The 24,145-nt window shown below is 51.6% G+C and carries 25 protein-coding genes; 17 read left to right on the forward strand and 8 right to left on the reverse strand.

Features of this window, described 5'->3' with window-relative positions; all coding sequences use genetic code 11:
- The first annotated feature begins 47 nt into the window (after positions 1 to 47).
- The 6 genes from CFI03_RS26100 (at position 48) to acpS (ending at position 4,063) form a co-directional block, all read left to right on the forward strand.
- The gene (locus CFI03_RS26100) at positions 48 to 1,697 is read left to right on the forward strand and encodes an ATP-binding protein (RefSeq protein ID WP_248760989.1); all 1,650 of its coding nucleotides are present in this window, start codon (positions 48 to 50) and stop codon (positions 1,695 to 1,697) included.
- Positions 1,698 to 1,780: 83 nt separating this feature from the next.
- Positions 1,781 to 1,912, forward strand: coding sequence for a hypothetical protein (locus CFI03_RS31190; RefSeq protein ID WP_268960376.1), 132 nt, complete (start codon positions 1,781 to 1,783; stop codon positions 1,910 to 1,912).
- A gap of 11 nt (positions 1,913 to 1,923) precedes the next feature.
- Positions 1,924 to 2,301 carry a DUF3905 domain-containing protein gene (locus CFI03_RS26105; protein WP_248760992.1) on the forward strand — a complete coding sequence of 126 codons (378 nt, stop codon included), beginning with the start codon at positions 1,924 to 1,926 and terminating at the stop codon, positions 2,299 to 2,301.
- 83 nt (positions 2,302 to 2,384) lie between these two features.
- Positions 2,385 to 2,819 carry a BrxA/BrxB family bacilliredoxin gene (locus tag CFI03_RS26110; protein ID WP_127491824.1) on the forward strand — a complete coding sequence of 145 codons (435 nt, stop codon included), beginning with the start codon at positions 2,385 to 2,387 and terminating at the stop codon, positions 2,817 to 2,819.
- Positions 2,820 to 2,849: 30 nt separating this feature from the next.
- On the forward strand, positions 2,850 to 3,659 hold the full coding sequence (gene nadE / locus CFI03_RS26115) for an ammonia-dependent NAD(+) synthetase (protein WP_248761014.1): 810 nt from the start codon (positions 2,850 to 2,852) through the stop codon (positions 3,657 to 3,659).
- Positions 3,660 to 3,667: 8 nt separating this feature from the next.
- Positions 3,668 to 4,063: a holo-ACP synthase gene (gene acpS, locus CFI03_RS26120; RefSeq protein WP_248761024.1), complete on the forward strand. Its 396-nt coding sequence runs from the start codon at positions 3,668 to 3,670 to the stop codon at positions 4,061 to 4,063.
- A gap of 76 nt (positions 4,064 to 4,139) precedes the next feature.
- Here acpS and CFI03_RS26125 read toward each other — a convergent pair whose 3' ends face one another.
- Positions 4,140 to 4,487, reverse strand: coding sequence for a c-type cytochrome (locus CFI03_RS26125; protein ID WP_248761027.1), 348 nt, complete (start codon positions 4,485 to 4,487; stop codon positions 4,140 to 4,142).
- A 130-nt stretch (positions 4,488 to 4,617) separates the two neighbouring features.
- Between CFI03_RS26125 and CFI03_RS26130 the strand changes: the two genes are divergently transcribed.
- The 3 genes from CFI03_RS26130 to CFI03_RS26140 are packed head-to-tail and all read left to right on the forward strand — an operon-like array spanning position 4,618 to position 7,361.
- Positions 4,618 to 5,511, forward strand: a complete 894-nt coding sequence (locus CFI03_RS26130) for a helix-turn-helix transcriptional regulator (RefSeq protein WP_248761029.1) — start codon at positions 4,618 to 4,620, stop codon at positions 5,509 to 5,511.
- Between the two features lie 4 nt (positions 5,512 to 5,515).
- On the forward strand, positions 5,516 to 6,712 hold the full coding sequence (gene mutY / locus CFI03_RS26135; RefSeq protein ID WP_248761032.1) for an A/G-specific adenine glycosylase: 1,197 nt from the start codon (positions 5,516 to 5,518) through the stop codon (positions 6,710 to 6,712).
- A 16-nt stretch (positions 6,713 to 6,728) separates the two neighbouring features.
- On the forward strand, positions 6,729 to 7,361 hold the full coding sequence (locus CFI03_RS26140) for a bifunctional 4-hydroxy-2-oxoglutarate aldolase/2-dehydro-3-deoxy-phosphogluconate aldolase (RefSeq protein WP_127491814.1): 633 nt from the start codon (positions 6,729 to 6,731) through the stop codon (positions 7,359 to 7,361).
- 16 nt (positions 7,362 to 7,377) lie between these two features.
- On the opposite strand, the gene CFI03_RS26145 is transcribed toward CFI03_RS26140, so the two are convergent.
- The 5 genes from CFI03_RS26145 to CFI03_RS26165 all read right to left on the reverse strand — a co-directional run bounded on the left by CFI03_RS26145 (position 7,378) and on the right by CFI03_RS26165 (position 13,619).
- Positions 7,378 to 8,115, reverse strand: coding sequence for an alpha/beta hydrolase family protein (locus CFI03_RS26145; protein WP_248761034.1), 738 nt, complete (start codon positions 8,113 to 8,115; stop codon positions 7,378 to 7,380).
- A gap of 272 nt (positions 8,116 to 8,387) precedes the next feature.
- Positions 8,388 to 9,281: an EamA family transporter gene (locus CFI03_RS26150; protein ID WP_248761037.1), complete on the reverse strand. Its 894-nt coding sequence runs from the start codon at positions 9,279 to 9,281 to the stop codon at positions 8,388 to 8,390.
- Positions 9,282 to 9,691: 410 nt separating this feature from the next.
- Positions 9,692 to 10,612 (reverse strand): helix-turn-helix transcriptional regulator, encoded by a 921-nt coding sequence (locus CFI03_RS26155; protein ID WP_248761040.1) that lies wholly within the window; start codon positions 10,610 to 10,612, stop codon positions 9,692 to 9,694.
- A 113-nt stretch (positions 10,613 to 10,725) separates the two neighbouring features.
- Positions 10,726 to 11,808 (reverse strand): Gfo/Idh/MocA family protein, encoded by a 1,083-nt coding sequence (locus CFI03_RS26160; protein ID WP_248761042.1) that lies wholly within the window; start codon positions 11,806 to 11,808, stop codon positions 10,726 to 10,728.
- Positions 11,809 to 11,855: 47 nt separating this feature from the next.
- Positions 11,856 to 13,619 (reverse strand): glycoside hydrolase family 2 protein, encoded by a 1,764-nt coding sequence (locus CFI03_RS26165; protein ID WP_248761044.1) that lies wholly within the window; start codon positions 13,617 to 13,619, stop codon positions 11,856 to 11,858.
- Positions 13,620 to 13,842: 223 nt separating this feature from the next.
- Here CFI03_RS26165 and CFI03_RS26170 point away from each other — a divergent pair, with 223 nt between their 5' ends.
- From CFI03_RS26170 to CFI03_RS26195, 6 genes are all read left to right on the forward strand, one after another.
- Positions 13,843 to 14,331, forward strand: a complete 489-nt coding sequence (locus CFI03_RS26170) for a DinB family protein (protein WP_248761046.1) — start codon at positions 13,843 to 13,845, stop codon at positions 14,329 to 14,331.
- Entirely contained in the window at positions 14,324 to 14,881 is a 558-nt protein-coding gene (locus CFI03_RS26175; protein ID WP_248761048.1) for a P-loop nucleotide/nucleoside kinase family protein, read from the forward strand. Before CFI03_RS26170 ends, CFI03_RS26175 begins: the two co-directional genes overlap by 8 nt.
- A gap of 193 nt (positions 14,882 to 15,074) precedes the next feature.
- On the forward strand, positions 15,075 to 15,992 hold the full coding sequence (locus tag CFI03_RS26180) for a helix-turn-helix transcriptional regulator (RefSeq protein WP_248761050.1): 918 nt from the start codon (positions 15,075 to 15,077) through the stop codon (positions 15,990 to 15,992).
- Entirely contained in the window at positions 15,985 to 16,989 is a 1,005-nt protein-coding gene (locus CFI03_RS26185) for a zinc-dependent alcohol dehydrogenase (protein WP_248761052.1), read from the forward strand. The genes CFI03_RS26180 and CFI03_RS26185 overlap by 8 nt, the downstream gene beginning before the upstream one ends.
- 23 nt (positions 16,990 to 17,012) lie before the next feature.
- Positions 17,013 to 17,753, forward strand: coding sequence for a sugar phosphate isomerase/epimerase family protein (locus CFI03_RS26190; RefSeq protein ID WP_248761054.1), 741 nt, complete (start codon positions 17,013 to 17,015; stop codon positions 17,751 to 17,753).
- 104 nt (positions 17,754 to 17,857) lie between these two features.
- Positions 17,858 to 18,715 carry a sugar phosphate isomerase/epimerase family protein gene (locus CFI03_RS26195; RefSeq protein WP_248761056.1) on the forward strand — a complete coding sequence of 286 codons (858 nt, stop codon included), beginning with the start codon at positions 17,858 to 17,860 and terminating at the stop codon, positions 18,713 to 18,715.
- A 43-nt stretch (positions 18,716 to 18,758) separates the two neighbouring features.
- Here the strand turns inward: CFI03_RS26195 and CFI03_RS26200 are convergent, their stop codons facing one another.
- Complete coding sequence (locus CFI03_RS26200; protein WP_248761058.1) at positions 18,759 to 21,089, reverse strand: beta-galactosidase; 2,331 nt, start codon at positions 21,087 to 21,089, stop codon at positions 18,759 to 18,761.
- 121 nt (positions 21,090 to 21,210) lie between these two features.
- Between CFI03_RS26200 and CFI03_RS26205 the strand changes: the two genes are divergently transcribed.
- On the forward strand, positions 21,211 to 22,065 hold the full coding sequence (locus tag CFI03_RS26205) for a helix-turn-helix domain-containing protein (protein ID WP_248761072.1): 855 nt from the start codon (positions 21,211 to 21,213) through the stop codon (positions 22,063 to 22,065).
- Between the two features lie 42 nt (positions 22,066 to 22,107).
- Here CFI03_RS26205 and CFI03_RS26210 read toward each other — a convergent pair whose 3' ends face one another.
- Positions 22,108 to 22,875 carry a DeoR/GlpR family DNA-binding transcription regulator gene (locus tag CFI03_RS26210; protein ID WP_248761074.1) on the reverse strand — a complete coding sequence of 256 codons (768 nt, stop codon included), beginning with the start codon at positions 22,873 to 22,875 and terminating at the stop codon, positions 22,108 to 22,110.
- A gap of 224 nt (positions 22,876 to 23,099) precedes the next feature.
- Between CFI03_RS26210 and CFI03_RS26215 the strand changes: the two genes are divergently transcribed.
- Positions 23,100 to 24,143, forward strand: coding sequence for an oxidoreductase (locus CFI03_RS26215; protein WP_248761077.1), 1,044 nt, complete (start codon positions 23,100 to 23,102; stop codon positions 24,141 to 24,143).
- Positions 24,144 to 24,145: the final 2 nt, after the last annotated feature.

The following is a 24,145-nucleotide window of genomic DNA, read 5'->3' on the forward strand; positions in this document are numbered from 1 at the left end:
GGTATTTTTTATAACATGACGTGTTTTCGTTGGGAGACTGATCGTTCGTGTTGAAAGAATTGCTGTTACAATTCTTTATTACGCTAGTACCTGCCTTTGCCTTTCAGTTATGGCATAATTCTAGCCGCCATTGGCGGAGAATTCCCGTTATTATAGGGCTGTCCAGCTGTATTGCGATGGCATTGTGCATGTTGTTTGCGAAGGACTATTACGGCTGCGAACTTAATTTTCGGCTAATGCCTTTGTTAATCGGTTCTTTATACGGCGGACCATACTTTTTATTGCTGCTGAGCGGCGTATATACGGCACTAAGGATTGAATCACTCGACAGTATGGGAGAGACGGTTGTGTTTCTCTCCTTCATGCTTGTCTACGTTGTCTTTATGCCGTCCATTATAAAAGCGTTCCAGCGGTCGGACCGGCGGCGCAAGATCAGCATCGTCATGAAGCTTATCGTGGGGATGTGCGCGTTTGTTATTTTGTCCTTCACGGTTGCCGTCATGACGGCGGGGATGCCGGTCGATCTTGAATTTGTGCTTCTGGCACTTCTTACTCTAGCGATGACGGTGTTTTCCTCTTGGATTTCGGTGTATACGATTGAGACATTTAAAGAAAACGCTCAATTGCATTACGATGTGAAGCGGGTGTCGCAGAGCTACCGGCAGGAAGTGGAGAAGCTTGAGCAATTTATCAATCAGACGAAGATTGCGGTTGTTCTGGTTAACCAATACGGCAAAATCACGCATCTGAACGAGATGGGGGTTCAGATGCTCGCTGGCGGACAACATATCGTCGGCCAATATTTCTACGAGTTTTTTGATGACGGGCTTGAGAACTCCAATGCGAAGCTGCTGCGCGAGGCGCTAAACGGGCAAAGTCTTGTTCATGAGTATCCGCAGGTGGAGAATGGAAGAACGCTGCTGAAGACCGCCTTTTGTATCCGGAACCTGCAAACGGATTCCATAACGGGGGCGGTCCTCACCGCGCATGACATAACGGAGCTGGCGCTGCTTCGCAGCGAAGTTGGCAGGATGGAACGGCTTAGCCTGATCGGGCAGATGGCGGCGAGCATTACGCACGAGATCCGTAATCCCATGGCGGTAATCCGCGGCTTTGTGCAGCTAATGCGGGAACGGAGCCCGGATAATCAGCAGGCTTATTACGGTATCGTGATGGACGAGCTTGACCGGGCGAATACGATCATCAGCGATTTCCTGTCCTTGGCCCAGAACCGGGCGCTTACGATGGAAGCGGGCTCGCTGCATGATATTATCCGGGAAATGATTCCGTTATTAAATGCCGATGCCAATCTGAGGGGGCAGACGATCGAGGTTGAGCTGTGCGATTTTGTGCCTGCCATTCAACTGAACGAGAAGGAGATCAAGCAGCTGCTTCTGAATCTGGCCCGCAACGGGATGGAGGCGATGAGCGAGAAAGGCCGCTTGTCCATCCATACGGCATACATAGAAGAAAAAGAGGAGATCATCCTTCGCATACAGGATCAAGGCGTGGGTATCTCCGACGAGCAGAAGCAGCGCATCTTCGATCCTTTCTTCTCGACCAAGACGCAGGGAACGGGCCTTGGTCTTCCTTTATGCGTCAGCATTGCGGAGCGCCATAACGGCCGCATCGACGTTGAATCCGAGCAGGGCGTCGGAACGACGTTTATCGTTTCGTTTTTCAAGCATTCGGCCTAAGGGAAGAGGAAACATAAAGCTTGTGCCGGACGCGCATACTATCGTAGTTCGTACAATCAGCTATACACGGGAGGACGACTACGATGGCGAAAAATAAACAAGGCAACTCGATAGAACAAACCCAGCAAGCAAGCAAAAATAAAGCCGGAGCAGCCGAACCTGGCGAAGCCGGCTACGATAAGAAGCTGGACGGGCCGAACCGCCCTTCGATCTAAAGGAACGGGCGATGGGCAAGGGCAAAGGGGACGATCCGTCGCTTGATCCGTTCGAAATCTCCTTTCTTCCGGAATTCCGCGAGGGTAGAGGCCCGCGCGAGCCGTTCGTCAATGAGCATGGCGTAGTGATTGGCGATCATGATTACGATTCGCCGAATTCGCCGCTTAATGAATGGAGCACCGATACGGATCCGGCCGTTATGGCCGGCGATCAGTGGGTCCATCCTTTTAAGGATATCGGGTTCCTCACCGCCGAGAACCGGGACTATTTCGAACGGGGAATCGCGCCCCAAGCGGGGATCTTTATGCATCAGGACAAAAACAGCGCCTACCGTGCGGGGGAACCTGTTCCAGACTCGGAGGAAGCGCCGCAAAAGCAACCGGAGTGACATTTGCTCCGGTTGCTTTATTTTCATGGCGGGCGGTATAATAGTAACTAAATTTAGGTTATTACAAAGGAGAGTGTTTTCAAATGTCTATGTCATTTGAGAGATATATGCTGGATATGGTTCAACCTATGCGCGATGATCTGACCCGGATCGGGATTAAAGAGCTTCGTACGCCTGAGGAAGTTGCGGATGCGATTCCGGATGCAAAAGGAACTACGCTTGTCGTTGTTAACTCGGTTTGCGGCTGTGCGGCTGGTCAATGCCGTCCGGGCGTAGCCGAAGCGCTGCAGCACGATATTACGCCGGATCACCTGTATACCGTGTTTGCCGGTCAAGATAAAGAAGCAACGGCGAAAGCGCGCGAGTACTTTGCTCCGTATCCGCCATCTTCGCCTTCGATCGCTCTGATGAAAGACGGCGAGCTGGTTCATTTCATCGAACGCCATCAAATCGAGAATCGTTCCGCTGCCGAAATCGCGGCTGATCTGACTGAAGCTTTTGACCGTTACTGCCGTTAATCGGCAGTTGGAGTAGGGGGAGCCTGGGCTATGAGTTTACAACAGGAAATAATCGAGCGTTTCGGCGTACAGCCGGAGATTGATCCCGCTGCGGAGATCCGCAAGCGCGTCGACTTCTTGAAGGAGTACGTGAAGAAGTCCGGTACAACGGGCCTTTTGATTGCGATCAGCGGCGGGATCGACAGCGCGGTTACGACTGGCCTCTGCAAGATGGCAACGGACGAATTGTCTGCCGAGACCGGCCGGGAGTATATGACGCTTGGCGTGTTTCAGCCTTACGGGGAGCAGGTCGATATAGAGGACAGCTATCGGGCGGCGGAAGCGTTCCAGCTGAAGCATAAGGTGGAGACGAATATTGGCGAAGCGGTGGACGAAATCGCGCTGGAAACCGAGCATGCGCTTAAAGCGATCGGGATTCACCGCCATCTGAGCCGCGGCGGCAAAGGAAACGTAAAAGCCAGAACGCGGATGGTTGTCCAATACGCGCTTGCTTTTGATCTCAACCTGCTTGTTGTTGGCACGGACCATGCGTCTGAAGCCATCACCGGCTTCTTTACGAAATGGGGCGACGGCGCGGTTGACATTACGCCGCTCAGCTCGCTGAACAAGCGCCAGGTCCGCCAGCTTGCAGGCGTGCTTGGCGTGCCTCAGAGCATTCTGGATAAAGCGCCAACCGCCGGACTTTGGGAAGGGCAGACCGACGAATCGGAGCTTGGCATTCTGTATGACGAGAACAGCGCTTATCTCGAAGGCAAAGAGATCGGAGCGGAAGCGAAAGCGAAGCTCGAGAAGCAATATTTGCGTACCGAGCATAAGCGTTCCCCGATTCCGGGGATCTGATCCAAGCGATGATAGCAGGGGTCGGACATGATGTTACGGACATGGACCGGATCGAGGCGCTGCTTGCGAGCAAAGCGGGAGCCCGGTTCCTAGACCGGATATTGACGAGTCGGGAGCGGGATCTGGCCGGCAGCTACGAGGGCAAGCGTCTGGCGCAATTTGCGGCGGGGAGATTCGCGGCGAAAGAAGCCGTAGTGAAGGCTTTGGGCTGCGGGATCGGAGCCAAAGTCGGGTTTACCGATATCGATATTTTGCGCGGACCCGAAGGGAAGCCGGAGTGTACGTTGTCCGGCAGTGCCTGGGAGAGGCTTGAACTGACGCCGGAGACGCATCGCATTCATATTACGATTACTCACGATCGCGCGATTGCGTCTGCGGTGGCGATTGTGGAACAGACGGCATAGAGGAATGAATAGAAAAGGCTGATCGGTAAGCGGCTGTTTAAGCTGGATACCGGTTCAGCCTTTTCGTCTGCATGCTTTACTCTTTTTTCTTGCCTGCCAGCCAGGCTGCGAGTCCCGCAATCTGCTCGTCCGTCAGACGATCCTCGAAAGGCGGCATCGAGGATCCCCCCTTCTTGATCTGTTCGACGATTTCGGGCTCGGTCATGCGTGCGCCTACCTGTTGAAGATTCGTTTGCGCTCCCATCCGCCCCTGCAGATCGGAGCCGTGACAGCTGACGCAGTTCGCTTTATATACAGCTCCGGTCTTCCCGGGAGCATCCATATGGCTGGTTGAGATCGCGGAGCCGGAACCGGAACCACCGCTGCCGCAGGCAGCGAGAAGTACGGCGAGAACGGCGGATACAATTAATCCTTTTGCTAGCATGTTTTTCCTTCTTTCTTGTAACTGGGCTATAATGAATCCAACATAATGATAGAACTTCCAATATGATTTTATCTTTATTGCTTATATAATAGAGTAAATAATTTGCGAAAGCCAGACAACAGGGGTAGTCATGGATACGAAAATACAGATATTACAAAGACAATTCGATCATTTGAAGATCGACGTTATTATGGCTGCTTATTCGGAGAGGGAAGCCGGCTGGTTGAACAACAATGATGAAATCGATTATTACAGGGTTTTCTATTTAATGGAGGGACATGCCGTTCTCGAGACAAAGGGAGTAGGCTACGATCTGATACCGGGCAGAATTTACGTGCTTCGCCCAAAGCAGAAAGTTAGTTATAATATTGCTATCAAGCAAACGATTAAAGCCTATTGGTGCCATTTCCGTATTCGGAATGCCGACGATATGAAGTTTATGAAGCTTCCGAAGCTTCCTTTTTCCTCATCCGTTGCGATTCGGGACGAGTGCCATGTGGTTGGAATTATGCAAAAAATGATTCAAGCGCAAGAGTTTCCGACCGTATCGACCAATCTCAGGCTGCATTCCGGCATATTGGAGCTGATCGCGTATCTATTGGATCATAGCTCCTGGGATGATTTGAACGATGCTTATTTTATAGGCAACGAGGTTGGAAAAGAAAAATGGGATGATGTCCTCTTATACATTGAACAAAATTTGCATCATAACATTCAAATCGAGGATTTGGCTAAAGTCGCTTATCTTCATCCCAATTATTTGATTACCTCCTTCAAATCGATAATGGGCTGCTCGCCGATTCAATACGTAACCGAGCGGCGTCTTGAGCTGGCCAAAAAGCTGCTTAAGGAGACGGATTTGCCGATATCCGAAATTGCCGGCAAGGTAGGGATGCTGAATCATTATTTGCCAAGGCTGCTTAAGCGCCATACCGGAATAACGCCTAAGCAATACCGCCGGTTTATGAAGCTGGAGCTTCCGAAAGCTCTGGGGGCTGCCGAACACAAAGAGGTGAACAACTAGACAAATGGAAGCGATTTATAAGGAAGAGGCAAAGACTTACTTCAGCCGCGAGCTGCTTACCTGGTACCGGAGAATCAAGAGGGACCTGCCGTGGCGGATGAATCGGGATCCATACCGCGTATGGGTATCGGAAATTATGCTGCAGCAGACCAGGGTGGACACGGTAATTCCTTACTACGAGCGGTTTATGAATAAATTCCCTACGGTACGCGCCCTTGCCGAAGCGCCGGAGCCGGAAGTGCTGAAGTGCTGGGAAGGACTCGGTTATTATTCGCGCGCCCGCAATTTGCAGGCCGGCGCACGCGAGGTCGTCGAACGGTACGGCGGTGTTGTGCCGGATGACAAAGCGGCGGTGGCGGGACTTAAAGGCGTCGGCCCTTATACAACCGGCGCGATTATGAGCATTGCCTTTAACCGGCCGGAGCCTGCGGTAGACGGCAACGTCATGCGGGTGCTGTCGAGGTACTTCTGCCTGGAGGACGATATTGCGAAGCCTGCGACACGCGTTGGTATCGAAAAGCTTGCGGGATCTCTCATTCCGGAAGGGGCTGCCGGGGATTTCAACCAGGCGCTTATGGAGCTTGGGGCGCTTGTCTGTACGCCAAAAGCGCCAAGCTGCCTGCCATGTCCGGTAATGGAGCATTGCGAGGCGCGTCTTGCCGGCCGCGAAACGGAGCTGCCGATCAAGACGAAGGCGAAGCCTCCTCGTCCGGAAAAGCGGGTTGCCGCGATTATCGCCGGTACGGGCGCGAATGAAGGCAAGATTCTGGTGCGTCAGCGTCCGGAGACCGGATTGCTCGCGCAGATGTGGGAGCTTCCTCATTTGCTTGTGCCGAAGGAACAGGAAAAAATCGTTGATGCCGCTCCCGAGACAGACGGCAGTACGGCGGCTGCGGGCGAGTGGCTGACGCGGTCGATGGAAGAAGAGACGGGTCTCTTGATCCGACCGGAGCGCTGGTTTATGGATGCGGATCATGTATTCAGCCATATTCACTGGAAAATGAGAATTTATCTGGCTGACCTTGGTGCACTTGCGGGGGCGGCAGCTGCTGCTGCCGGTTCAAGCCTGGCTGCGGAGACTGCGGCCGCTTACGAAGCAGGCGGCAAGCAAGGCGAATACCGATGGATTGGTCCTGAGGATATGGACACATTGGCTTTTCCGAATTTATTCATTCGCATATTGCGGGAATATTGGACGTAAAGGGGACGGTTTTGAGATGAGTAAGATGCTGGATTTGCTGCTTGAGCACAAGATTGTGGCGATTTTGAGAGGCATTGAAGACCATCAAGCGGACGCTGCCGGACAAGCCATGATTGACGGCGGCATTCGTCTGATGGAAATTACGATGAACACGCCCGGCGCGGCCGTGATGATCGAGCGCTGGCGCAGCCGCTTTGACGGACAGGCTGCTGTAGGGGCGGGTACCGTGCTGGATGCGGAGATGGCGAAGACGGCCGTTGCCGCCGGCGCGCAATTTCTGATCTCGCCGAATCTGGATGAGGAGGTCATCGCCTACGGACAAGAAAGAGGAGTTTCGGTATGGCCGGGCGTTATGACCCCTACGGAAATCGTAAAAGCCTGGAAGGCCGGCGCCGAAGCGGTAAAGCTGTTCCCGATGGGAACGCTTGGAACCAAATACTTATCGGAAATCCGCGGACCGCTTGACTCCATTCCGATTATGGCGACCGGCGGCGTAGATCTGCATAATATCGCCGATTATTTCGCCGCGGGTGCCAATGCCGTCGGAATGGGCGGCAAGCTGCTTAATCTCGACTGGGTGCGCGAGGGTCGATTCGATTTGATAACGGACCGCGCACGCCAGTTTGTTGAAGCCGTAAGCAAGCTGTAAACGCTGCTGCCCAATATTAGTTTGCCCGAAGATGGCTGTCCAGCCATAGCTTGGCCTGCTCCAGCATCTTGAGCGTGATCTGATGGTTGACTCCGCCGTACTCGACCATACGGAGACGCTCGGGAGCGGCGCAGGCCTTTTTATCCATAAAATAACGCTGGCTGTGAATCGGTACCGTTGTATCCTCTTTTCCGTGCAGCAGCAACAATCCTCTCTCATCCTCGAAATTTAATAAAGAGATCGGATCTTGCTTCGCGAGAGCGATACGTTCTTCTTCCCCTAAAGCCGGTTTTCCGGCGTATTTCAGATACGCTTCATAAAACTCCGTCCATGCGCAGGAGCCGTTAATAACGACGGCTGCCGCAACATCCGTATTTTTCGCGAAGGCTCCCGCGGCCACGAAACCTCCAGCCGAATGGCCGATAATGCCGATTTTGCCGCCGCTCGGCCCGCCAAGCTGTTCAGTCATTTCCACGGCTTCCTTGGAGCCTTGCAGAACAATCTCCAGGAAGGTCTGTTCGAGTACGGAGGGATCCGCGTAATTCAGAGTGCCTCGATAGCCGTGATGGAGGAGCTCCGGAACGATGACCGTATAACCCCAGCCCGATACGATGGATGCGAAAAATAAATAGCTCTCCTGCGTGGAGCCCCATCCATGATATAAAAGGACGGTTCCGCCCGATTGCCCGATGGGATCGACCTGCAGACAGTCGACGCCGGCAAGACGGACTACCTTATGATTAGTGCCGCTCATTCTTTTACTGCCCCCGTTCTTATGTAAGCTCACCTCATTAGACTACCATGCTCTCCCTATAAAAACAAAGTGCCTGCGGCACGGGGCCGCAGGCTGCAAGAGAGAAATATAATAAAGGGGGGTCATGTCTATTAGTATAGATTGCGTAAATGAAAGGAGTCTGAGTGCAGTGTTACAAGAACATTACAATGCCGTGACTCTATGAGCATTTACTCAGACAGGGCCAAGAAAAAATAAATTTCTTTCATATGGAAATATATTTCTTTCATTTTCTAAGCGGCTAAGGATGGACCATCCGTTTTCCTTAACCGGAGGTTGCTGCCGATAATCCCGCTCAAAATAATGAAAACGCCAATCCATTGCGGCAAGCTGATCGGTTCCGCGAGCACGAAAGAGGAAAGAATAACGACAACCGGCAGTTCGGATGCGGTCAGAATCGTTCCTAACCCCGAACCGACATGCGGCATGCCAATCGAGAACAAAAGGGGAGGAAGCACGACCCCGAATACGCCTAACGCTAATCCGTAAGGGAATAGCCCCGTGACGATATGCCAATCCAATAAAAAGGTCGGCGGGAATACGATAAATATCGTGATAACGCCGCCCGTGGAAAGAAGCGCGCTTTTTAAGAGGGGAGGCGTTGATGGTTCGACCGTGCTGCTGAGAAACACAAAAGCTGAAAAGGTCAACGCGGCGAGCAATCCCCACAGGCATCCCGTCCATGACAGCGACATGTTCTCCTGAAACAGAATATTGGCGGCTAGAATGGAACCGAGCAGCGTGAGCGTTATGGACATCAGCTTGTTCTTCGTCGGTTTTTTCTTAAGCAGCAGCCATTCCAGCAACGTTCCGATCCAGACGAATTGAAATAAAATGACGATAGCCAGCGAAGCATTAAGCGTCTGCAAGGCTTGATAATAAAAAATGCCCGTTAATCCAAAAGGTATTCCGGATAACATTAGTTTAAAGGTTTGTTTGCGGGTTGGCGTTTTCCTGTTAACGAGCAGTACGATCAGCCAGCTCAGGACCGCCCCGAAAAGATACTGGCCGCCGGTTACCGCGGAGACGGAAAAGCCTGCCGCATACGCCAGTTTTACAAAAGTGGACAAGACCCCGTAACAGCAGCCTCCCAAACATACGATTAACGCGTAATGCCATAATTTCATGATGATCCTCCTTTTTTTGAACGCAAAAAACCACACAAATGACGCGTACCGGCAGTACGGGCCTTTGTGTGGCGAAAATAGAGATTGCTCTCCAGAAAAGTCCACAGCTTCCCTAATGAGTTTTAGTATTGACGTTTCGGTTACCAGTATAAAAACAGATCCCAAGCGTTGTCAATGTTTAATTCTTCCGAGGACGCGAAGCAGCAGGAATAGAGGCAGCCGCAGATTTTTCCGTTTCATGTGCGCGTACTTCCAAGCATGCTTATCGATTTGTTTGAGCTCCCAGCTTTTATGCTTCATCTGTTCTTCAAAGAAAAAAGGATGGTCTAACAACTCAGTCACTTCCCTTTACGATTAAGTTGATCGAACGAATGTTTCCATTATAAAAAAAGAAGTATGACAGCATCCTGTCATACTTCTTCGTAACGGTTTAACATTTTTCCAATTTTTTCTTTGATTCGTTGCCTAAGCGCAGGCGGTTCCAATACAAGGGCATCCTCGCCAAAACCAAGCAGCTTCTCGATCAGCCAGTCCGTGTCGATCGCTTGAGTAATCGTCAGCGTAAGCGTGCCGTCATCGTTAAATTGCTTCTCGTCCAAATAAAATTCATCCAGCACCCTTGCAAGCGAACCGCCCGTGAAATGAATGATGGCATGGCTTATCTGCTCCTGCTCCTGACCGCCGCCGCCGGTGAGAACATCTTCGGTGTGGATGTTATGCTCACGCTGGAAGCATTCCGGCAAGGTCAGCAGCTCCGACATTCTTGTTAGCTTAAACACCCGATAGTCATCCCTGGAGCGGCAGTAGCCGTACAAATACCAGGCGCCGTATTTAAACAGGAGACTAACAGGCTCGACGACGCGGTCCTGACGTTCATCCTTCGCATTCGTATAATGGAATTGGACGAGCTGTCGGCCGTTTATGGCGGAGTGGAGCGCGCGAAGATGGGCCGTGTACGATCGCCAGCTGCCAAGATCCATCGTCAGGCTTGGAGCTCTGCCGTTATCGGTCTGAACAGTCTTCAGCCGATGAATCGTCTCATGGGCCCGCTCATCCTCGAATATGGTAGTCGTGCTCTTGAGAAGAGTAATTAGCGAGGCGATATCATCGGAGCTGAGCAGGCTTTTGTCCATCTTGTATTCCTTCATAATGCCGTATCCGCCGTTAACGCCTTGATAGGAGACAACGGGAATACCCGCCGCGCAGATCGCTTCGATGTCCCTGTAGATGGTTCTTTGCGAAACGCCGTATTTGCACGACAATTCCGACGCGGACACGACTTCATTATTAAGCAGCATGTAGGTGATCGATATCAATCTTTCCAGCTTCAAAACATACTCACCGCCCTATAGTATTGCGCTGTTAAGATCGTAGTGCACGGGGATTCGTTTGTCCATAAAAAATAGCCTAGGCCGGATATGGGCCAAGGCTATTAGGTTTAACGTTAGAAAGGCAGCTCGATGGATACCTCGCGTTTGGCGGCGGAGGAGCGGAGCACTCCGTCGATAATGGCTTGCTGAATGACGATCTGCGAGCCCGGAATAGGGGCGGGACGTCCTTCGCGCACGGCTTCGGAGAAATCCCGCACCTTCTCGTTGAAGAGGTTAAGGTCGGTATTCGTAACCGGAATCGGCGTCTCAGTCTGTTTGCCCATAAAGTCATGGAACAGCTTCATATCGCCGACGCGGCCATCCCATACGCCGGACCAATTGCCCGTTCCGTAAGGATTCACTTTCAGTCCGCCTTCCGTTCCGAGGAACATGGTGGAGCCAAGCGTATCCATATGCATAGCCCAAGAGATCTTGAATTGAAGCACCAGATCATTCTCGAAGCGTACAAGCGCTACTCCAAAATCCTCAACCTCGAATTTACTCGCTTCCGGATGATGAACGGGATTAGTGCCGAAATAATTGGACGTATAAGCCGATACCGTAAGCGGCTTCGGATAACCAAGCGCATTAAGCGCCATATCGAGCGAGTAGCAGCCGATATCCGCCATAGCGCCGGCTCCGGCGAGCTGCTTGCTGATAAACGTGCCGCCAGGCATGCCGCGTCTGCGGCCGCCGCCGGTCTCCACGTAATAGACCTTGCCGAGCTTGCCGGATTGGACGATTTCGTTAACGACCTTCATGTTAGGGTCGTAACGGGGCTGAAAACCGATTGTCAGCATATTACCCGTTTCGTTCGCGACTTGAACCATATCGATCGCTTCTTCCAAGGTAACGGACATCGGCTTTTCGAGCAGGACGTTTTTGCCTGCGCGCAGCGCGTCAACGGTGGTTACGTGATGGGAGGCATTTGGCGTGCAGATGCTGACCCCGTCCAGATCAAGCTCAAGGAGCCTGCGGTGATCATCGAAGCCGATGGCTCCCGGTAATTGCTCGCGTGTAACGAATTGATCCGCTTTGCCTGGAATGACATCGGCAACGGCGACAATCTCAACGTCGTGAAGCTGTTTGTAGGCTCTTACGTGAGCAGAAGCGATACCGCCGCTGCCGATAATTCCAATACGTTGCATTTTTGACATGAATCCAATCCCTGCCTTCTCATGAACTGTGTATCGGAAGCCTGATATTACTGCAGATTGATTTTTCTGATCTTCTCCATAGCAATCTTAGGCTCCCGCTTAATCGTAAGCAAGCCGTTAACCTCCTGCTGCACGTCCGTAATTTGCGTATAGCAGAATCCGCTTACATAATCGAGATTCTTGATTGCTTGGGTAATTCCTTCATAACGGGCCAAAAATTCTTCTTCATTTTTTACCTGGTTGCCGTAACCCCAGCCGGATTCGCTCGTAAATGCGATGCCGCCGTACTCGCTGATGATCACCGGCTGGCCTTTGTAGCTGTATCCGTTAGCGAACGGATAGCGGTGTTTGTCATGCGCGAAATCATTGCTGAGCAAGGCGTCCTTGTCCTTGTATCTGGCTTCGAGCACGGAGCCCAGCTCCTCGTAGTCATGTAGCGTAATAATATCCGAAATCGTATGCTCCCAGCCGTCGTTCACGACTACAGGTCTCATCTGATCGTAGGACTTGGTCAGGTGATAGATCGATTCGGTGAATTGCTGCTGCTTCCGGTCGGTGAAGATTTGTCCGATTCCCCATGATTCGTTAAACGGTACCCACGTCACAATGGAAGGGTGGTTGTAATGCTGGCGGACAACTTCCATCCATTCCTTTGTGAACCGGTCTACGGCATCGTCTCCGAATTCGTAAGTAGCGGCAATCTCCGACCAGACGAGAAGGCCCTTGCGGTCCGCCCAGTACAGGTATCTCGGATCCTCGAGCTTCTGGTGCTTGCGCACGCCGTTGAAGCCAAGCGCCAAGGTTTTATCGATATCCTCGATAATGGCTTCTTCGGAAGGCGGAGTCAGATGCGTATCTTCCCAATAGCCTTGATCGAGCAGAAGGCGTTGGTAGAGCGGCTGCTTGTTGAGCAGGATGCGGTCGCCTTTAATCTGAATGCGGCGCATGCCGAAGTAGGAGTATACGGTGTCTACCGGCTGGCCGTCTTTCTTCAGAACAACTTCCACATCGTACAGGTTCGGATGATTCGGATGCCAGGAATGAATTTTCCATTCATTGACGTCGTTCATGACGCTTAGCTCCACTTTCAAGAACTTGCGGTCAACATTGGTTTCCGAGGAGCGGATCAGTTTCCCGTCGTAACGAATAACGGTCTGGAGCGTCAGGCCGTCGAAGGAACGTACCGTGCTGCCAAGCTCGTATTCGAACGTAACCGCTGCTTCTTCCAGCTTTGGCGTAATTTTAGCTCTGCCCACATGGTTGCCGTCGACATATTCCAGCCAGACGGACTGCCAGATGCCGGTTGTCTGCACGTACCAGCAGCCGTAGTTCTTCTCGATCCAGCGCTGCTTGCCGCGCGGCTGCATCGTGCTGTTGCTGTCTTCCACGCGGAGCGTGATGCGGTTATCCCCGCCAATCTGCACGGCATCCGTAATATCGAAGGAGAATGCCGCATATCCGCCTTCATGCGAACCGATATACACGCCGTTTACCCACAGCTTAGCCAAATAATCAACGGCCTGGAAATGGAGGATAACGCGTTTGTCTCCCGTTTCTGCCGGGATTGCAACATTCCGCTCATACCATACGCATGGATGGAAGGTTTCCTCGCCGATGCCGCTCGCTTTTGTCTCATATGTAAACGGGACTTGAATCGTCCGGTCCGCATCCAGCTTGCTGTACCATTTGCTGCGTTCGCCTTCAAACGAATCATCGAAGCGGAAGCCCCATTCGCCGTTTAACAATTGCCATTCGTCGCGTACCCACTGCGGACGCGGATAATCCTTCACATACTTGTGCGTACTAGCCATAATCTTCTTTTCTCTCCTTTTAGTTAACCGTTAGGTTAATTTAATAATGAAATTAAGATGATTCTAGTTCATATTATGTGGAAGGTTCGTTCTTATGTCAATACAAAGGTTAATTTATTAATTGTATAGTTAATTAATAATCCGATGTTGGTAGATAGATAAACTTTTACAAAATATGCTAGTATAAAAAAGGACTATCTTAAAGCGGAAGGAGACCCGAGTGATGATGAAACAACTTATTGTTGGGGATGCCGAACATGAACTGACGATTACGCGACGTATTCTGGAGCGCTTGCCTGACGAGCATATGGCTTGGAAGCCGCATGAAAAATCGATGACGTTGGGCGGGCTTGCCACGCATTTGATCAACCTGTTGAACTGGCAGGCCGCTATTTTACATTCCCCGGAACTCGATATGTCCACTGTATCGGGGCGGCGGGAGGCTTTGCAAAAGCGCGAAGACGTGCTGTCGGAATACGATGCCAATGCGGCCAAGGTTATCGGGTTGATAACCGAATTGGGCGAGAACAAGCTTAGCGAAGAATGGACGCTGCGAAACGGTGATTATATTATTCTGCGGCAGCCGCGGGCAATGGCGCTTCGCTCCTTCGGATTAAGCCACATGATTCATCACCGTGCCCAGCTTGGGGTATATTTGCGGCTCCTGGATATTCCGGTTCCCGGCCTCTATGGCCCTTCGGCGGATGAATAAACCTGCGGTTATTATAGTGAACGGATTCCCAGGAGCCGGAAAAACAACGCTCGCAGAGCGGCTGTCCAAGGATTTGAAGCTTCCCTTGCTGTCCCGGGACGGGATCTACGAGACTCTGTTTGACGCTTTGGATTGCAAGACGCATGGTTCTCCGCCGCTCTTGGCGCCGGCCGCTTTTACTTTTCTTTATTCCTTCGCGGGTAAGGTGCTGGCTGCCGGACAATCGCTTGTTATCGAAGGCTTTTTCGGCCGTCCGGAACTAAGAAGCGCGGAATTTCTTAAGCTGAAGCGGGAGTACGACTTCGAGCCCTTCCAAATCATGTGCAGAGCCGATGGACTAGTGCTCTTGGAGCGCTATTATGCGCGTATGGGATCAGCGCATCGGCACAAGGGCCATAATGACAAGGAATGGATCGAACAGCAGGGCAACAAAGAACGGCTGTTGAACGAGACGCTTGCGCCATTATCTATTGGCGGGACGGTCGTTGAGATTGATACGGCGGTTGGGTTCGATTATGAAAATTTGCTGAAGCGAATTCGCTCCATATAAGGAAATAGAGGGTCAAAAAGCCGCGTGCATCGCATCGCGGCTTTTTTGCGTTCTTAACGAACACATCCGCAATAGTCGGTGTTACGGTTAAAAAAACGTTTTCTTATTTAAAGACTTCGCGTTAAAAATTCAATAAGATAGGTGTAACGAGTACTCGGAAATAGTTAAATCCCCTTTTCAAACGGAGGCTATTATGGAACGCATCATCGCCGGAATAGAGCGGCTATCGCCCTTTGTCCGCTCTGTAAAAATAACGAGATCGGACTACCTTGTGGGCGAATGGGTAGATTACGATCACGTGTATACCTATATCGAACAAGGAGAAGCCGAGATCCTGCTGGACGGCGTCCAGTATCGGTTAAAGGCAGGGGAAGCTATCCTTTTTCCGCCGATGAAGCTTCATTTTATCCGGTCAGCGTCCAGCGAGCCTTTGGTTCAGTACATCTTTCATTTCGATTTATTCCATTGGGAGGATCAGAGCAAGTGGCAGGAGACCGGTGTTTCCAAAGGGCAGCAGGTCGAGATAAAGCCGGAAGAAGAGCTGTTATCGTCGCTGTATCCTATCTCGTTCATTCATCCGGCCCATAGACTAGAGGTGCACAAAAGATTTCATATCCTTCATCAGGAGTTTCTGAGCAAACGCCCTTACCATCAGCTGTTTATGAAGTCGCTGGCGCTGGAGCTGCTCATTTACTTCTTAAGAAATCAGCACATGTCCTACGAAGGGAAAGGCAAGAAGACAAAAGGCTGGGCATCTATCGAAAAAGCCGTTCTTTATATTCAACAGGAGTTTGCCAATCCCCGGTTAGATCTGGAACAAATCAGCCTGCAGGCCGGGGTATCGACCAATCACTTATCGTATCTCTTTAAGGAGCAGCTTGGAGTTACTATTCATAAATACGTGACTTATGTTCGGATCGAGGAAGCAAAAAGAAAGCTGCTTGAGGGTAACCTCTCTATTACTCAAATATCGGAAACGGCTGGCTTTGCATCCATCCATGCATTCAGCAGAACATTCAAAGCTATTGCCGGTTTGACAGCCAGCCAGTTTATTGAGGCCTATTCGACAAGCGGCAGGGCAATGTCCAAGGAGGAGATTAATAATGAATAACAAGAAAATCGTCTTTACCGCCCCATGGCAGGTCGAGGTTCATGAGGATGCCTTCCATATAGCAAAGCTGGGGGAGCGCGAGTTACTGGTGAAGAAAAGATTTACCTTAATCAGTCCGGGAACGGAGCTGGCCTGTCTATCGGGTAATGAGGGATGGTTTGCCATGCCGGGAATTCCCGGTTATTCTTCCGTGAGCGAAGTCATCGAGATTGGCGAAGAGGTGCAGGGCTTTAAGCCGGGCGACTATGTGTTTCACTATGGAGACCATAGCTTGTACTCGGTCATTCCGTCAGGCGGAATACTTTTGAAAGCGCCGTCAGACCTGCCCCTTCACTGGGTGCCGTTCACCCGAATGGCTTCCGTAGCGATAACGTCTATTCGGGTATCCGAGATTGAGCTTGGCGACTATGTGGCCGTAACCGGCTTGGGTCTAATCGGGAATATGGCCGCGCAATTAGCCTCTCTGCAAGGCGCTTCCGTGATCGGAATCGATTTATCGGGACCTCGGCTGGAGGCGGCGACGGCATCCGGAATCGGACATGCATTGCCGTCAGACCCCAAGGTTCATGGGCATATAAACAAAATTACCGGCGGAAAAGGGGTATCGACGCTTATAGATGCCACAGGAATTCCAAAGGTCGTAACGGAAGGGCTGCCATGGGTTGCGAAATACGGAGAGGTTGTGCTGCTCGGAAGCCCGCGGGGCGAATATCAAGGGAATATTACGGAGCTGCTGAATTATATTCATTTGGACGGACAAGGCTGCCTAACGTTTAAAGGCGCTCACGAGTGGAGATTCCCCGTTGAGCCTGACGCGTTTGTGAAGCATTCCTTAACCCGGAATTCCCAAATCATATTTGAGCTTATGAAACTCAAAAAACTGGCAATAGAGCCGTTAATCAGTCATATACTAAAGCCGGAACAAGCCGTTCAAGCCTATGAAGGGCTTAGAAACGACAAAGATCATTATCACGGGGTATTATTCGATTGGTTCTAAAAAGGATAGGAGGTTTAATAACGATGCCTAATCTTCCGGTCGCCGTACAGCCTTACACCGTCCGTGATCAACTGGACAAGGATTACAGGGGAACATTAAGAAAAATAGCGGAGATTGGCTACAAAGCGATTGAGCTTGGGCCGCCTCCAGTGGGAATTACCTTTGCCGAGCAAAAAGTGCTTCTGGACCAGCTTGGGTTAAAAGTGATCGGTTTCCACTCATCGCTGGAGCAGCTTGAATCGGATCCGGACAGCGTAGTTCGATATTTGGAAGAGGTAAATGCAGAAAAGTATGCAGCGTTGTCCCTCGGCTTCGAATCAAAGGAAGATTTACTCGGCAAGGCTGGTAAGCTGAATGAAATTGGTGCCCGATTAAGTCGAAGAGGCGTACAGCTGTTGTACCATAATCATGATTGGGAATTCAGGAAATTCGACGGCGAATACATACTGGATATTTTGCTGAGGGAGACCGATCCTTCCTATGTGAAAATGGAGCTCGATACGTATTGGGTTCATCGCGGGGGCTTAAATCCGGTGGAATATTTGCTTAAGCTTCGTGACCGTTGTCCGTTGCTGCATATCAAGGATGCGGAGGCTGGTGAAGAAGCGTTTTTTGCGGAGATTGGCGAGGGCGTATTGGATTTTGAAACCATCTTCCAAGCGGCAGAGGAGATCGGGACAAAGTGGCTTGTGGTTGAGCAGGATTTGTGCCGCAGAGATCCGCTTGAAAGTCTGGCGATCAGTTACGGCAACCTGACCAAATAGTAAATCGAGTAGCAGGATTAAACGAGTTGATAGCAGGATCGTTACTGCCTCTCCTTCCGGCGATTCCCTATACTAGACTATATGTTTGTTTAGGAGGAGAGCGTGTGAAGGAATCGTTGGATCCGAAGCTTGACGTGCAGATGTCATGGTGGGGAATGTCGGGCCTCGCTGCCGCGAAGGGGCGAAGCGTCGAGGAACAGGTAGAGATGATTGCGGAAGCGGGCTTTGACGGTATTAACGGATTTATCCCGGCTCCGCAAGACGAGGAGAAATGGAGACGTCTTCTGGAACGTTACGATTTATCCTTTAGCGTAAATGCGTACCCTAAGACGGCTCAGGACATGGATCAGTTTCTAGCCAAGGCGAAAGAATACGGCGGCATTCAGCATATTAACGCGCAAGTGCTGACGCCTTTCCTCATCAACGAGCCAGCCGTTCAGCTGCTCAGCTCCATGGATGCCTTATCGCGTCATGCCGGAATTCCTTTGTTGATCGAGACCCACCGGGGTACGATTACCCAAGATTTGCTGCGAACGGTAGATTATATTAAGGCGCTGCAGTCTCTTCGCTTGACCATTGATCTGTCTCATTATGTGGTGGCAGGCGAGCTTCATACGATATCCGATGAAGCGGAGCAGCTGATTCAGACCGTTCTGACTCGCAGCGCGGCTTTCCACGCGAGGGTATCAAACGGCGAGCAGGTGCAGATTGACGTAGGCAGCAACGGCGAGCATCCGATGCTGCAGCATTTCGAGCGTTGGTGGAGCTCGGGCATGAAAAATTGGCGGTCGAAAGCGGGAGCGGGGGATGTGCTGCCTTTTGTCGTGGAGCTGGGTCCGCCTTCCTATGCGATAACAACGGATGAATACGCCGAACGCAACCATGAAATCAGCGACCGTTGGGAGCAATCGAAGTTCTTTATGAGAACGGCGAGAAGGCTTTGGTCGGAAATAGGGAATTAGAACAAAGGGATCATCGCTATGAGGCGATGATCCCTTTGTTTGTTTATTTGGCTGCCGGAAGCGGAAGCAAGGCTACCCGATAATGCGGGATGATCTCGATCCGGTGGAAGACTGCAATCTCGACGCCTTCGAATCTTTCAACCTGCGCCTGATTAACAAACGTATGAACCGTTCCTTTGCGCAGCGGGGTAATGGTCAGATGCAGCGTAGATTGCTCTAGCTGGTTATAGAAATCTTTTAGGCCAATGCTCCAGGTTTTGCCGAAATGAATATGGTCGGTCAGAAGTTTGCCGTTCAGGAACGCTTGGGCGACATCGCCGTCGTAATCGATTTCGAGCCAGACGTCCTCTACATGGGAAGGCCAATCATTGCCGGCGAATTGAAGTAGTGCCGTATGCTCCGACGGTTTGGTAACCTCTATTTCCGGCGTATAGGCGGGAACCTTAATCGAATACGTACGGAACAAGCCCTCCGTCTCAAGCTGTACAGCCATTCCGTTATTCGCGGCAAGCTCCGGCTGTGGCGCCGGGAACAGGGACACCTTGCATGCCGTGCTGCCTGGCGAAGTGAACACGAGCTGATTACGATGGGCAACAACAGGACAGCTGCTGATTGCAACCGTAGATTGTCCCCACAGCTCGAAACGATAGGTCTGCAGCGCATCCTGGCGGGAAAGCGTCATAAACCGGACCGGCTTGCCGTCTGTCGTCCGGAACGAAATCCCGCGGTTCCTGCCAACAGCCGGGCGGATTACGTAGCTGTCGCCCGCTTCGTTAACTTGACCGTCATGGACGTCAATGCCGGACAAGGAGCCTTTGGCAACTACGTACTCGGGTGCCAAGCCATCATGGGCATAGAAGAAAATAATCCGCTCGCCATCGGAGGCTTGTGCTTCCGTCAGCAGCTGGGCGGTTGAGCTGAGCAAGGAAATGCCATAAAGGTCAAGGTTAAACGGTAACACGACACCGGTGTTGGCCGGCAGCAGAGCGACTCCTTCCTGCGGGAAAGAGACCGGGCCGCGGGCTGTATCCAGTTCAATGCGGAACGGACGCTGCGGCAGATCGACTTGGTCCTGGAAGTTGTTGAGGAACGCAAAGCCGGAGCCGTCCTTTTGTCGTACGCACCACCGGAGCGTCGAAGTATCGGTTACCTCCAGATCGGATTGGCCATCCGGAAGAACGGTTGTCATTGGAGCCAGAATAGACCCAAACGATTCCAGGAAAAGGGACAAGGAGCGAATACGGTCATACGATTCTCCGACACGGCCGAATTCTCCCAGAGGGGACTGATAGTCGTACGTGATCTTCGGCAGGAATTGTTCATTCATGTAGCCTTTTTTGCCGACCGGGTTAGAGCCGCCATGGTACATGTAATAACCGACCAGGTTGCTGCCGCTTGCAAGCTTCACAAGCGTCATTGCTTCAATGCTGGCAGCGGGAACGGAAGGGCGGGCATTATAGCTGACCTGCATGCCGCCAGCCATCTCGCAATAAGCGACCGGATATTCGTTGGTATCAAAGTTAACGGGTTCAGCGGGTGCAACGCGCAGGTCCCGGAACATAAACTCCCGGCTTGGCGGTTGATTCGGAATCCAGGACGTATAGGCGTAGCCGGCCAGCATCGGGAGGAAGCCTTCCTCCGGAACGGCAGCTCCGCCCCAAGCCGTTGCGGTAAAGAACAGAGGTTTAATTCCCGCAGCCTCGGCGATTTGGCGGAGTTCTGCCAGATGCTCGTTGCCGCCGGTTCCGGAAGACAGGAATTTGCCGGTCTTATATCCCCATGCTTCGTTTGGGGCGCCGCAATGCATAAATTCATTCTCAAGCTGAACGGCGATGACAGGCCCGCCCTCCTGATAGAGGCTGCCTTTCATTTGTATCGCAATCTCCCGGTACAGCTTCCTGGCAAGCTTTAAATATTCCGGGTTGTTAGAGCGGATCTCGATCGGTTTGGCGAGCACCCAGTCCGGGATGCCGCCGTTACGGACTTCGCCATGGCAGAACGGGCCAATCCGCAGAATAAGCGGATACTCGAGCTTTGCGCATAGATCGATAAAGTGGCGCAAGTTGCGGCTGCCGCTCCAATCGAATACGCCCTCTTCCTCCTCGTGGAAATTCCAGAAGACGTAGGTTGCCACGATATGAACGCCGCCGGCTTTCATTTTGAGCAGCTCTTCCTCCCATTGGAGAGAGGAGAAGCGGGAGAAGTGAAACTCGCCAACGACGGGAATAAAAGGCTTGCCGTTCCTCGTCATATAGTAATTGGTGAACCCAAAGGATTTTCCTGTTGGACTGCTGCCGCCTTTGCCGCCCATTTTGCCCGGACGAATCTCTACTTGCACGCTGTCCGTAAGATTAAGCTTGGTAATATCGGTCATTGCAGGTATAGCCTCCTTATGATATGTTCGTAGCGATGAATTCTACTGTTCCGATAATTGTATAAATGCTTCAATTTTCTTTAATTGTAGGGCAATCGCTAGATTGTGAGGTAGAGCTGATATGGCTAAAAAACAAACCGATTATGCTATTTATAATGAACGCCCATACGGGATTTTAATTGCGGGTTATTATAACGAGACTGCTGATTATGCCATCCAGCGTCCCTCGGGCAGCAGGGATTGGCTGTTGATGTATACCGTCTCCGGCGAAGGACAGGTTCAAAAGAACAACCAGAGCACCGTTACGTGTCGGGCTGGGGATGTTGCCGTGCTTATGCCAGGCATTCCCCATCACTACGGAACGAAAGGGATGTCATGGGAATTTATTTGGGTGCATTTTATTCCGGATCCGGAATGGAGCACGTGGCTAAGGCTGCCCGGTTCGGATGAGCAGTTTTTCTTCCGGCATGTGGGGGAGGGGGAGTCTCGCGACGGCATTCACGAAGCGTTAGCGCGGATGGTTCGGCATGAGACTTCCGCGGGAAGCTCGAGGCTGCACCGCCGTCTGGCGGAAATGGCGCTCGAGGAGACGCTTATTTATATTCAGCAGACCTGCCCGGCGGAAAGTTCCGTTACGATGGATCCGAGAATTGCCCAGATTCTAAGGGAGCTTCAGTTGTCTCCCGCCCAAAGGATCAGCCTGCCGGAGCTGGCGAGGAAAAGCTGCTTGTCCACCTCGCGGCTCTCTCATCTGTTCAAAGAGCAGGTAGGGGATACGGTTCTGAATGTTTTATGTAAAATCCGGCTGGAGAAAGCGGCCCAGCTCCTTACCGGAACCAATCGGCAGATAACGGAAATCGCCTCTGACGTTGGGTTCGACTGCACGATATATTTTACCCGCAAGTTTAAGGAAACCTTTGGCGAGACTCCTTCGATGTACAGGAAGCGCGAGCAGCCCGCCGCTATTAAAGAATAAAATGAAAAGCGGCCGCGCGAGATGCACAGCCGCTTTTTTCGTTCATTTTTGCAATGGGGAAGCGATAATCACTTCTATATTGTGGTCTTGCAGCAGCTTATCGAAAGGGGCGGGCGGATTAACGTCCGTAATAAGCAGATCGATAGCGTCAAACGAGCATACGCGGTGATACAGGCTTTTATCGAATTTGGCGGAATCGGCCAGCATGATAACCTGATTCGCCCGTTTGATCATTTCCCGCTTGAGGTACGCTTCTTCCTCCGTTGGGGTGAACAACCCTTCGGCCGTAAGGCCGCATGTGCCGAGAAAAAGCTTGTCTACCCGGATGTCGTTCAACATCTCGACCGTACGCGGCCCAAAGGCGTACCGGTGCCAGGAATTAAGCATGCCGCCAAGCAAAAGGATGGCGATTTGCGGCTTGTCGCAGAGCACGCCGGCAACGTCGATCGAGTTCGTGACAACCACATTTTCCGTTGTGGACATAAACTCGGCGACATATTGCGTTGTGGTTCCGGTATCCAGCATGACATGCTCTCCGTCCCGGATAAGGGAGGCGGCCGTCATCGCGATGCTACGCTTGCTTCCTGCTTCGGTTAATCTGTCTTTATAGCTGCTCACCGATTTGGTCATGGTCGAGAGAATCGCTCCGCCCCTGACGCGGACAATCAGGCCATCGGCTTCCATCTTGACCAGATCGCGCCTTGCGGTATCGTAGGATACTTCGTATAAGGTACAGATATCCTCCATGCTAATTTTCCGGTTTAGCTTCATATAATCAACGATTGAGTTAATCCGTTCCTCTTGCGTCATCTTTTGCCCACCTTATTTGTCCATTCTTCTTCCATTATAAGCAACGGTACTTTTTAATGACAAGCAAAATACGGAGAATGTGCATGTTTCACTTGCTTGAAATCCGTTTATATAATTTTAATAATTATATTTATAAGTAAAATAATTAATTTGGCATTGAATTGCCGCATGTCATCTTTTATACTGGTTGAGACAGGACAGAGAACGGAGAGGGAGTGCAGAGCATGAGTAAGGTTAAGGTTGGATTGGTTGGCTTCGGATTATCGGGGCAAGTTTTCCACGCTCCACTTATACAATCGGTTGAAGGAATGGAAATCGCAAAGGTCGTGTCCAGCAATCCCGAAAAGGTAGGACAATACTTGCCGGACACGGAGGTTATCGCCTCGCTTGCGGAGCTTCTCGCCGACGAAAGCATCGATCTGGTTGTGATTACATCGCCTAACCAGACGCATTATCCCTTTGCGAAGCAAGCTTTGCTTGCGGGCAAGCATGTTGTTGTGGAGAAGCCGTTTGTTATTTCGTCGGAAGAAGCCGATGATTTGATCGAGACGGCACGGCAGCAAGACAAGCTGCTTAGCGTCTATCAGAACCGGAGATGGGATAACGACTTTCTTACCGTCAAGGGCCTAATCGAGGCTGGCGAGCTGGGAGAGATCGCATCCTACGAAGCGCATTATGACCGTTACCGTCCGGAAGTGTCCAATAGATGGAGAGAAACGGCGGGTCCGGGCTCCGGCATGCTGTATGACTTAGGCGCGCATTTGATCGACCAGGCGCTGCATCTGTTCGGGAAGCCGGATACCGTATATGCCGATCTTATGGCGCAAAGGGCAGGCTCCGAGGTGACGGATTACTTCCACCTGATCCTGAGCTATGGCACGAAAAGAGTTATCTTGCACAGCGGCTCGCTTGTGTTGCAGCATGGTCCCAAGTTCCAGGTGCATGGCAGCAAGGGCAGCTTTATCAAATACGGCCTGGATTCGCAGGAGGACATGCTGCGCAAGGGCGGCTTGCCGGGTCAGCCGGAGTGGGGCACGGATCGGGAAGAGCGGTACGGCGAGCTGACGGTAACGGTTGACGGCAAGACGGAGACCGGTAAGGTGAAGACGCTGCAGGGAAGCTATGAACGCTTTTACGAGGGAATGGTTCAGGCGATTACGGCGAATAAACCAGTACCCGTTGCGGCGGAAGATGCCAGGAACACGATTAAGATTATTGAGCTGGCCATTCAAAGCAGCGAGGAGAAGAAGGCTTTGCCTTTCCGGTAGAA

The sequence above is a fragment of the Paenibacillus sp. ATY16 genome, from assembly GCF_003399985.2.
In the GTDB taxonomy this organism is placed as follows: Bacteria; Bacillota; Bacilli; order Paenibacillales; family Paenibacillaceae; genus Pristimantibacillus; species Pristimantibacillus glycanilyticus.